This window comes from Streptomyces sp. NPDC054956 (genome assembly GCF_053609185.1).
Genome location: NZ_JBSGXB010000284.1, coordinates 1 through 10058 on the forward strand (window position 1 = coordinate 1; position 10058 = coordinate 10058).

Genomic DNA, 10058 nt, shown 5'->3' on the forward strand with positions numbered 1-10058 from the left:
CCGGGGATCAGGCCCCGCTCGCCTCGAGCATGTCCTCGCGCTCGACGAGCTTGATGCGCTCGCGGCCCTGCGGCTCGCCCAGTGCCTTCTCGGCGGCGTCGAGCTTGTACCAGCCCTCCCACGTCGTGAAGCGGATCTCCCGACCGGCGAGGAAGGCCTCGACGGCCTCCGGCTCGGGCGCGGCGGGGGTCCGCAGACGGCCTTCCGCGTGGTCGGCGAGCAGGTTCGCGACCGTCTCGTTGGCGTCGCCCTTGGTGTGGCCGATCAGGCCGATCGGACCGCGGCGGATCCAGCCGGTGACGTACGTCGACTGCAGGTGCGCGCCCGCTTCGATGACGCGGCCGCCCTCGTCCGGGACCGTGCCGGAAGCGACGTCCCAGGGCAGCTTGGGCAGTTCGTCGGAGAGGTAGCCGACGGCGCGGTAGACGGACTTGACGTCCCAGTCGGTGAACTTGCCGGTGCCCTTGACGTTGCCGGTGCCGTCGAGCTCGGTGCGCTCGGTGCGCAGACCGACGACCTTGCCGTCCTCGCCGAGGATCTCCGAGGGCGACTCGAAGAAGTGCAGGAAGAGCTTGTGCGGGCGGTCGCCGACGTCGCGGATCGCCCAGTTCTCCAGGGTCTTGGCGACCATGTCGGTCTGCTTGTTCTTGCGGCGCTCGGCGATCGAGCCCTCGTCGTAGTCGATGTCCTCGGGGTTGACGATGACCTCGATGTTCGGCGAGTGGTCGAGCTCGCGCAGCTCCATCGGGCTGAACTTGGCCTGGGCGGGGCCGCGGCGTCCGAAGACGTGGACCTCGAGGGCCTTGTTGGCCTTGAGGCCGTCGTAGACGTTCGCGGGTATCTCGGTGGGCAGCAGCTCGTCGGCGGTCTTGGCGAGGATGCGGGCCACGTCGAGGGCGACGTTGCCGACGCCGAGGACGGCGACCTTCTCCGCTTCCAGCGGCCAGGTGCGCGGGACGTCGGGGTGACCGTCGTACCAGGAGACGAAGTCGGCGGCGCCGTAGGAGCCGTCGAGCTCGACGCCCGGGATGGTGAGGTCGCGGTCGGCGGTGGCACCCGTGGAGAAGATCACGGCGTCGTAGAACGAGTGCAGCTCGTCGAGGCTGATGTCGTTCGGATAGTCGACGTTGCCGAAGAGACGTACCTGCGGCTTGTCGAGCACCTGGTGAAGGGCGGTGATGATGCCCTTGATGCGCGGGTGGTCGGGGGCGACGCCGTACCGGATCAGACCGAAGGGCGCCGGCATCCGCTCGAACAGGTCGATGGAGACACCCGGCTCGGTGGCCGCCTCGGACTTCAGCAGGGCGTCGGCGGCGTAGATGCCGGCGGGGCCGGCACCGACGATTGCTACCCGCAGGGGGCGAGGCATGTCTGGATTCCCTTCGAACGACGAATTGACTCGATCAAGGGAACACTAAACTGAGGCAAGCCTAACCCAGCACCCACCCCCTATTTATGCCCCTATAACTCAGCCTTATGGCTTGTCCAAGCAGGGCTTGGGGGTGGGCCCGGTCCGCACGGGGATTCACCAGGTGCCGGTCACGACCACCGGGTAGGTCTCGCGGGTGCGGACGGTGACCGTACCGGTGTCCCCGTACTCCGCGCGGCGCCAGTCCGCGAAGACCCGTACCAGCCTGCGGGCGTCGTCGCCGCGGCTCTTGCCCACCCCCGCGGTGGTGAAGCTCACCTCCGCCCGGCCCTCCCCGCCCACTTTGCGGACGCGGACCGCGGCGGCACCCGTGACGGTGATGTCCTGGTCCGCCTCGGTGCGGTGCTTGGCGTAGTAGCCGGCGAACTCCCGGGTCATGTCGAACCATCCGGCGGCGCCACAGGGGCCCGCGCCGTTGGTGACGGCCCCGGGGGCGCCGGGCGCGGCCGTGCCGTCGGTGGGCGGGTCCGGGGCGCCGGTGTCCCGGCCGGTGGGCGGGTCGGGGACGCCCGTGTCCTGGTCGGTGGACGGGCCGGCGTACGCGCCCGTCTCCTGGTCCGTGGGCGGGCCGGCGTAGGAACCCGTCTCCTGATCGGTCGGCGGACCCGCGTAGGAGCCCGTCTCCTGGTCCGTCGGGACGTCGGGGGACGACGTGCCGGTGCCCGTGCCGCCGGGCGTCGGCCCGTCCAGATCGCAGATCGTCGGACTCGGCGCCGCCACGGAGGCGGCTCCTGCCACCTCCCCCGCCCGGACGGAGCCGCATCCCGCGAGCACCGCGCACAGCAGTCCCGCGAGCCCCGCCAGTGCCGTTCGCGCGGTCGCGGACCCGGTGGTCCTGGTCTTCTTCATGGCCGTCGCCCCCTTTCCCGCTACAAGAGGGGACGGCGGCACCCGCGGTTCCCTCCCGGCCCGGCCGGCTCGGATCCCGGCGCGGATCCACCCCCGCCCCACGGCGTCCGCACGGCGCGCCCGTTCGTGCCCACGCGCGCCTGGCTTGGGGACCCGTCCGGCATGGGTAGGCTGCCCGGGACACAGTGCACGGCAGGCTCGGGGTGGGGTAATGGGACGTCAGATACGTGTGCCCGGTGCGGTACTGGCGGCCGCGGCGCTGCTGGCGCTCGCCGGATGTTCGGGGACCGGGACGGCCCCCGGGGACGACCCGAAACCGGGCACCGCCTCCTCCGCCCCGCCCGCCGCGTCCGTTTCGCCCGCCGCCCCCGACGACGCCAAGCCCGCTCCCGGGGACCGGCTGCCCGGCATGGTCTCCACGGCCGTGGCCCGTACCCAGCTGGCGGGGCTCAAGGTGGCCGCGCCGGGAACCATGTCCGGTTACAGCCGGGACAAGTTCACGCACTGGGCGGAACAGGGCGACAAGTGCGACACCCGCGAGGTCGTCCTCCAGCGGGACGGCACGAACGTCACCCGGGACTCCGAGTGCAAGGCGGTGTCCGGCACGTGGACGAGCCTGTACGACGACGTCGTGGTCACCGAGGCGTCGAAGATGGACATCGACCACATGGTGCCGCTGGCCGAGGGCTGGCGCTCCGGCGCGGCCGGCTGGGACGCCGCGAAGCGCAAGGCCTTCGCCAACGATCTGACCCACCCGCAACTGCTGGCGGTGACAGCCAAGTCGAACCGCTCGAAGGGCGACCAGAGCCCCGACCTGTGGCAGCCGCCGTCGAAGGCGTCCTGGTGCCAGTACGGCCGGGCCTGGACGACCGTGAAGTCGGCGTACGGCCTGACCGTCACCGAACCGGAGAAGCAGATGCTCTCCACGATGCTGGACACGTGCGCGGCATGACACCGAAAAAGACGGCCTAGAGGACAGCGATGCCCAGGGGGCGGGTGCCCGCCGCGAGTCGGCGGGTGTCGCCGCTGTCGAGGTCCACGACCGTGATGCCGTTCCAGTAGCCGTCGCGGGTGTAGCCCCCGGTGACGTAGGCCGTGCGCCCGTCCCGGGAGACGGCCACGTCCTCGTGCGGTCCGTCCAGGGGGTGGACCCGTTCCGTGCCGTCCGGGGAACGGACCGTGAGGGACGGGCCCTTGCCCTTGCCGGGCTCCACCGCCCCCGTGCCGACCACGAGCAGCCGGCCGTCGGCCGTTTCCGTCGCCCCGTGCTGGTGGGTGTCCGCGGTCATCTTCTCGATCGTGGTGCGCCCGGTCCGCGGGTCCACCACCGCGAGCCGTTCGCCCTCGAAGGGGAGCAGCAGCATCCCGTCGGCCGGCCGTACGACGGTGTAGTGCGGTTTCAGCCAGGAGCCGAGGCCGCCTTCCGTCCCGTACGGGGCCACTTCGATGCGGCGCGGCCGCAGCGAGCCGGCGGGGACGACGGTGACGTCGAAGGAGTCGTGGCCGGTGACGTAGACCTCGGAGCCGTCCCCCGACACGTCCACGTCGAAGGGGCGCCGGCCCACCGGGACCACCGCGGTGACCTCGGCCTTCGCCGTGTCGATGACCTCCAGGACTCCGGTGGTCCCGGGGACGTTCACCCCGACGTAGGCGCGGGCCCCGTCGGGCGAGAGCGCGATGCCCATGCCGCCGCCCCGGTACTCCCCGCCGGTGACGGGCCCGGTGCCGGTGGTGCGGTAGGTGATCCGGGCCAGCCGGGTCCGCGTACGGGTGTCCACGACGGCGACCCCCTCGGCCGTGGCCACCCAGGCCCGGCCGTCCGCGCCGACCACCAGGCCGTACGGGGCCCTGCCGGCGGGGACGGAGCCGACAGCGCCGCGCTCCGGGTCCACGAAGGTGACGGTGTCCGCGCCGAAGTCGGCGACGAGGAGGGTCCCGCCGGGGGTCTGCGAGGCCGTCGGCAGCGGGGAGCCCGCGGGCGCCGCGGCCGGCTCCTCGGCGGGCTGGGTGCAGGCTCCGAGCAGCAGGGCCCCGGCGAGGGCCGCGACGGCGGTACGGGTCCCCCGTACGCGGCGGCGCGGGTGACGGCCCGGTCGGTCTTGCTCCGGCATGGTTGCCCCTCTCGGTTCCGGGGGCGGGGCCGGTGGTGCGCCCGCTCCCCCGTACCCATCCTCACCTCGCGGGAGGGGCCGGCCGCTCGGCCCGGCGGCCGACCACGGGGTCGACCGATCGGTCGATGCGGGGGCCGGGGGTACGGGGGTACGGGGCAGTGGGTGTACGGGGCGGGCGGGTCGGGGCACGGCCGGCCCCGGACCGGGGCCGGCGGCCGACCGCTCAGCCCTCGTACTCCGTGAGGTCGATGGCGTGGATGTTGAGCAGCGCCCCGGATTCCGGGTGCGCGGTGTCCTTCTCCGCCGTCATGCCGAGCTTGCGGATCACGTTCTCGGACTCGTCGTTGCCCGCCCGGTTGACGGCGACGACCCGGTCGAGGCCCCGGTCCTGGAGGGCGAACTCGAGCGTGGCGTGCGCGGCCTCGGAGGCGTAGCCCTGGCCCCAGAAGGAGCGGCCGAGGCGCCAGGTGATCTCAGCTGCCGGCAGGACCTCGGGAAGCCACCACGGCATGGACAGCCCGACGGCGCCGATCAGCTCGCCGGAGGCCAGCAGCTCGACGGCGAAGATCCCGAAGCCCTCCTCGTCCCACTCGTCCTCCCAGCGCTCGATGGTCTCGGCGGTCTCCTCCAGGTCGAGGGTGGAGCCGTCGCCGATCCAGCGCATCACCTCCGAGTCGGCGTTGATCTCCGACAGCGGGACGAGGTCGTCCTCGGTCCAGCGGCGGAGGAGGAGGCGGGGGGTGCGGATCTCGGTCATGGGGCACATCCTGCCGAACGCGCCCGGCATCGGGTAATCGGGGCCCCCGGGACGCCGGATCTAGGCATCCGGACCCGCCTGACCAGCGGCGTCCACCGGATCCCCCGGCCCGCCCGGGCCGGCCTCGTCCCCCGCCGGGACGGTGATCGCGTCGAGCTGGGCCCGCAGGTAGGCGTGCGAGTCGACCGGGTCGTGCGTGACGCGGCCCAGCGGCGCCGGGAGGGACTCCACGCGGGTGTGCGCGTCGCACTCGTAGAAGTAGACCAGCGAGATCAGCTCCTCGGCCGGTGCGTCGGCGGGCGGCGGCAGCACCCGGTGGCGGCCGGCCCGCCACCGGTCGCCCGTCCAACGGGCCATCAGGTCGCCGATGTTCACGGTGAGCGCGGCCGGATCGTACGGGGCGTCCTGCCAGCCCTCGGCGTCGGTGTGGATCTGCAGTCCGCCCGCGCCCTGCTCGCGGTCCAGGACGGTGACGGTGCCGAAATCGGTGTGCGCCCCGATGCGGAACTGGCCGGGCAGCGGCGGCCCGACGATCTCGGTGCCGGGGTACCAGTTGACGTTGAACCCCCAGGTGGGGTGGCCCGTGTGCCGGGTGAAATGGTCCGTCTCCAGGCCCAGGGCGGCGGCCAGCAGCTCCAGCAGTTCGTCGGAGAGCGCCCGCATCGAGGCCAGGTACTCGGCCACCAGCGGCCGCAGCGCGGGCACTTCGGCCGGCCACGCGTTGGGCCGGAACCATTCGGCGTCCACCGCCGCGATCCCGGTCGGGTCATCGGCCGCCCAGGACCACGACTCCTTCAGGTCCGGCGGAGAGGCCTCGCCCTCCGCGTAGCTGTTGGCCTCCGCGCCCGGGCCGAGCCAGCCGCGGCCGCCGACCGCGACGGCGTACGGGGCCTTGGCGGCGGCCGGGAGCCGGAAGAACGTGCGCGCCGCCTCCCGGATCCGCCGGGGCAGCTCCGGGTCCACCCCGTGCCCGGCGACCAGCAGGAAGCCCGCCGTCTGCAGCGCCTCGTCGACGCGCTCGGCGACACCTCGGCGCTCCGCGGGTCCGCCGGAGCGCCAGGGGCCGAGGTCGATCACGGGGACCTGGGAACTCACCACGCGGAACCTGCTTTCCGGGCCGGGAGGGCGCGCGGACCTGGTGTCGTCAGGCCCCGGAGCCCCGTAGGACGTACCGCACCAGGCCCTCCCCGGTGCCGGCCTCGGTGAAACCGGTCCGCCGCAGGACCCCCTGGGAGAGTGTGTTGTCCTCGTCGGTCGTGGCCGCCAGCAGGGTGAGGCCGGGCTGGGCGAGGGCCCAGGCGGACAGCGCCTTCAGCGCCTCGGTGGCGTAGCCGTTGCCGCGCGCGGAGGGGACCAGGTCGTAGCCGACTTCGGAGCGGCCGTCGGCGTCCGGGGCGCTGTGGAAGCCCATGCCGCCGATCGCCCGCCGGTCGCTCGTACGGACGATGGCGTACGGCCCCCAGCCCGGCCGGTACGTGCCCTGCTCGCGCGCGCTCGTCACCATCCCGGCGGCTTGCCGGGTGCCGTCGCCGGGTCCGTCCTCGGCCCAGGCGAAGCCTCCGGTGCCGCCCGCCCGCAGGTCGGCCGCGGCCATCGGGGAGATCTCGCAGAGCAGTACGCGCTCGGCCGCGACGGGTTCGGCGTACCAGCGCCAGGCCGTCTGGCGGGCCAGGCCCGGGAGTTCGCCCCGGCCCGTCGCCCACAGCAGGGTCCGCCATGCGTCGTCGCCCCGCGGGAGGTGCGGGAAGAGCCGGTCCAGGACCCGCTCGGCGAGCGCGTGGTCGGGCTCCCAGTCGTGGACGCCGAGCCCGCCGAGGATGTCGTGGGTGTGCAGCAGGGCCTCGACGACGCCCATCGCGGCGAATCCGTCCGCGCCCGCCCTGCCGTACGGGTGCCAGGCGCGGGCGTCCGGCCCGGCGAGGGCCACGGCGGCGGACAGGAACCCGCCGGAGGCCTCGATCATGTCGACGATGCCGGCGGGGCCGGTCCCCTCCTCGGCCCGTATCTCCAGCGGCACGTACGCGTCCGCCGCCCGGACCGTGATCTGGGCGGCGTAGGCCGTGAAGTCCTCCGCGACGTGGACCGCCGTGTCGCGGCAGCTCCACTCCAGCCCGGCGGCCGGGGCGTTCCAGTCGAGGTGGGCCACGTCCCGCAGCGCCCTCGTGGTGAGCGACACAGCGGTATCGATGTCCTGGGAGTTCATGATCGTCATGCGGCGCACCCTAGGTGTCCGCCGAGTGTGCCGCCAAGGGGATTTCCGTGCCCCACGGCCGGTGGTCCCGGTGGCGCACCTGCGGGCCAGCGCCGGGGGCGGGGCGCTACCGGAGAGCCGGTCCGTGGGCGTCGGACCATGCACGCTGTGACCGTCAGTAGTGCCGGACCAGCTCTGGGCCATCCCGGCGGAGTGATCGGGAACTGACTCGTCATGACGGCCCAGTGGGCGTGGAGTGCGCCCGCGTCGTGTGGAACGACGCACTGCGCGCCCGCAAGGACGCCTACGATCAGGGCCTTCCCCGGCCCTCTGCGGCCGAACTGTCCAAGCAGTTCATCTCCGAGGCGAAGAAGACCCCCGAACGGGCGTGGCTCGACCATGCCTCCTCCGTGGTGCTCCAGCAGTCCCTTCGGGACCTGGAGACCGCCTGCTCCAACTTCTTCGCCTCGAAGAGCGGCACGCGCAAGGGGCCAAAGATATGTGCTCCGCCTGCGGAAGCATCGAGGGCCCCAAGGGCCTGGACGGACTCGGTATCCGGTCGTGGACCTGCTCCTGCGGTGCAGTCCACGACCGGGACGAGAACGCCGAACTCACCATCTGCCGTGAAGGACGGCGCATCGTGGCCGAGGGACGCCCGGACACGTGAAACGCCTGCGGAGCCCGCGTAAGACCCGGCAAGCCGGGCACTGGGCGATGAAACAGGAACCACCACGTACGTGCTGCACACAGCTGCGACACGGTGGGAATCTCCCCTCCTTCAGGGGGCGAGCGTCAATGCTTGTGCTCGGACGGCGCGCGCTGACCGCGCCCCGGTGAAGGGCGGAGCAAACGGTGGAGATTTCGACGAGGGACGTCTTCGGGGCGCCCTGCTGGGTGAGCCTGATGGCCCGTGACCTCGGCGCGGCGCAGCGGTTCTACGGTGCGGTCGTGGGCTGGCGGTTCCGGCCCGCGCGGCTCGGCGAGGCGTTCTCCGTGGCCGAGCTGGACGGGGTCCCGGTGGCCGGGATCGGCGCGCTGGCCGGGGATCTGGCGGTGCCCGTGGCCTGGACCCCGTACTTCGCCGTCGACGACGCCGACGTGGCGGCGGACCGGGTCCGCGAGCGCAGCGGCACGGTCGCGGTGGGTCCGGTCTCCTTCGAGTCGGGGGGCCGGGCGGCGCTGCTGGCGGATCGGGACGGGGCGGTGTTCGGGGTCTGGGAGGGCCAGGTGACGGCGGGCTGGCGGGTGGGCAGCGGACACGCCCCGGCCTGGCTGGAGCTGCGCACGCGCGACGCCTTCGAGTCGGCGATCTTCTACGGGGAGGTCCTGGAGTGGGCCACCGACCGGGCCGGGTGCTGCGAGGTCTCCTACGAGGAGGACCGGGTCGTGCTGCGGCAGGGCGGGGAGCCGGTGGCACGGCTGGACAGCGGTCCCGTGGAGCCGGGTGCGTACAGTCCGTACACCCGGCCGCGCTGGCACGTCCACTTCCGGGTGCCGGAGCTGGAGCCGGCCGTGGAGGCGGCGGTCGCGCTCGGCGGGCGCACGGTCTCCGAGCCCGAGGAGAGCGCGACGGAGCGGTGGGTGGCGCTGCGCGATCCGGACGGGGCCCTGTTCACCCTGACGGCGTCGCGGGTTGCCGCCGGGTCCGGGGCGGGCGGCGGGTCCGGGTCCAGGTGAGGAGCCCGGCCGCGGACCAGGTGTTGACGATCCGCTCGGCCGGCACCCCGCATTCCAGGGCACGTTCGCAGCCGGTGGTCTGCCAGTCGAGCTGGCCGGGTGCGTGGGCGTCGGTGTCGATCGCGAAGAAGGTGCCTGCGGCCACGGCGAGCCGCAGCAGCCTGCGCGGCGGGTCGAGCCGTTCGGGCCGGCTGTTGATCTCCACGGCGGCGCCGGACTCGGCGCAGGCCGCGAAGACGGCCTCGGCGTCGAACTCCGACTCGGGGCGGGTCCTGCCCGTCACCAGCCGGCCGGTGCAGTGGCCGAGGACGTCCAGGTGCGGATTGCGGACGGCGGTGATCATCCGCCGGGTCATGGCGGGGGCGTCCATCCGGAGCTTGGAGTGGACGGAGCCGACCACCAGGTCCACCTCGGCCAGGAGTTCCGGCTCCTGATCGAGCGATCCGTCGGCGAGGATGTCGCACTCGATGCCGGTGAGCATCCGGAACGGGGCCCAGACCGCGTTCAGTTCGGCCACCGCCCGCAGCTGTTCGCGCAGCCGCTCCGGCGAGAGCCCGCGGGCCACCGTCAGGTGCGGCGAGTGGTCGGTGAGCACCGCCCAGTCGTGTCCGAGGGCGGCGGCGGCCCGGCCCATGACCTCGATCGTCCCGGAGCCGTCGGACCACTCCGAGTGCACGTGGCAGTCTCCGCGCAGGGCGGCGCGCAGCGCGAGGGCCCCGGGGCTCGGCGGCGGGCCCTCGGGGTGCGCGGCGGCCTTGTCCTCCAGCCGCCGCAGGTACTCCGGGACCTCGCCGGCCAGGGCCTCCCGCACGGCCTGGGCGGTCTTCGGGCCGATGCCCTTGACCGCTTCGAGGGTTCCGGCCGCGGCCCGTTCGGCCACCTCGCGCTCCCCCATCCGTACGAGGGCCGCGGAGGCGGTGCGGAAGGCCTGGACCCGGTAGGCCGGCTCCAGGGACCGCTCCAGCAGGAAGGCGATGCGGTCCAGTGCCGCCACCGGGTCCATCTCCGCCTCGCTCCGTAGGACGGAGGGGAGGGGACCCGGGC

At 73.6% G+C, this 10058-nt stretch carries 10 protein-coding genes and 1 pseudogene; 4 read left to right on the forward strand and 7 right to left on the reverse strand.

Translation table 11 applies throughout. The features are described from left to right. Positions 1-7: 7 nt before the first annotated feature. A complete protein-coding gene (locus ACWGDE_RS31120; protein ID WP_453392370.1) occupies positions 8-1369 on the reverse strand; it encodes an FAD-dependent oxidoreductase in 1362 nt (453 codons plus the stop codon). 156 nt (positions 1370-1525) lie between these two features. Then, positions 1526-2278: a hypothetical protein gene (locus tag ACWGDE_RS31125; protein ID WP_453392371.1), complete on the reverse strand. Its 753-nt coding sequence runs from the start codon at positions 2276-2278 to the stop codon at positions 1526-1528. Between the two features lie 211 nt (positions 2279-2489). Between ACWGDE_RS31125 and ACWGDE_RS31130 the strand changes: the two genes are divergently transcribed. Further along, positions 2490-3230, forward strand: a complete 741-nt coding sequence (locus tag ACWGDE_RS31130; protein ID WP_453392372.1) for a GmrSD restriction endonuclease domain-containing protein — start codon at positions 2490-2492, stop codon at positions 3228-3230. 16 nt (positions 3231-3246) lie between these two features. Here the strand turns inward: ACWGDE_RS31130 and ACWGDE_RS31135 are convergent, their stop codons facing one another. The 4 genes from ACWGDE_RS31135 to ACWGDE_RS31150 all read right to left on the reverse strand — a co-directional run bounded on the left by ACWGDE_RS31135 (position 3247) and on the right by ACWGDE_RS31150 (position 7358). Next, positions 3247-4389, reverse strand: a complete 1143-nt coding sequence (locus ACWGDE_RS31135; RefSeq protein WP_453392373.1) for a hypothetical protein — start codon at positions 4387-4389, stop codon at positions 3247-3249. 223 nt (positions 4390-4612) lie between these two features. After that, positions 4613-5146 (reverse strand): GNAT family N-acetyltransferase, encoded by a 534-nt coding sequence (locus tag ACWGDE_RS31140; protein ID WP_453392374.1) that lies wholly within the window; start codon positions 5144-5146, stop codon positions 4613-4615. Between the two features lie 60 nt (positions 5147-5206). Then, positions 5207-6244, reverse strand: a complete 1038-nt coding sequence (locus ACWGDE_RS31145) for an isopenicillin N synthase family dioxygenase (protein WP_453392375.1) — start codon at positions 6242-6244, stop codon at positions 5207-5209. 46 nt (positions 6245-6290) lie between these two features. Continuing rightward, on the reverse strand, positions 6291-7358 hold the full coding sequence (locus tag ACWGDE_RS31150) for a GNAT family N-acetyltransferase (RefSeq protein WP_453392376.1): 1068 nt from the start codon (positions 7356-7358) through the stop codon (positions 6291-6293). 230 nt (positions 7359-7588) lie between these two features. Between ACWGDE_RS31150 and ACWGDE_RS31155 the strand changes: the two are divergent. The 3 genes and pseudogenes from ACWGDE_RS31155 to ACWGDE_RS31165 all read left to right on the forward strand — a co-directional run. Next, positions 7589-7651, forward strand: a pseudogene (locus ACWGDE_RS31155) (helix-turn-helix domain-containing protein); the annotation flags it as partial. Between the two features lie 185 nt (positions 7652-7836). After that, positions 7837-8004: a zinc ribbon domain-containing protein gene (locus ACWGDE_RS31160; protein ID WP_453392377.1), complete on the forward strand. Its 168-nt coding sequence runs from the start codon at positions 7837-7839 to the stop codon at positions 8002-8004. Between the two features lie 236 nt (positions 8005-8240). Further along, positions 8241-9014, forward strand: a complete 774-nt coding sequence (locus tag ACWGDE_RS31165) for a VOC family protein (RefSeq protein ID WP_453392378.1) — start codon at positions 8241-8243, stop codon at positions 9012-9014. Here the strand turns inward: ACWGDE_RS31165 and ACWGDE_RS31170 are convergent. Then, complete coding sequence (locus ACWGDE_RS31170; RefSeq protein WP_453392379.1) at positions 8950-10017, reverse strand: PHP domain-containing protein; 1068 nt, start codon at positions 10015-10017, stop codon at positions 8950-8952. The genes ACWGDE_RS31165 and ACWGDE_RS31170 overlap by 65 nt on opposite strands. Positions 10018-10058 lie beyond the last annotated feature (41 nt).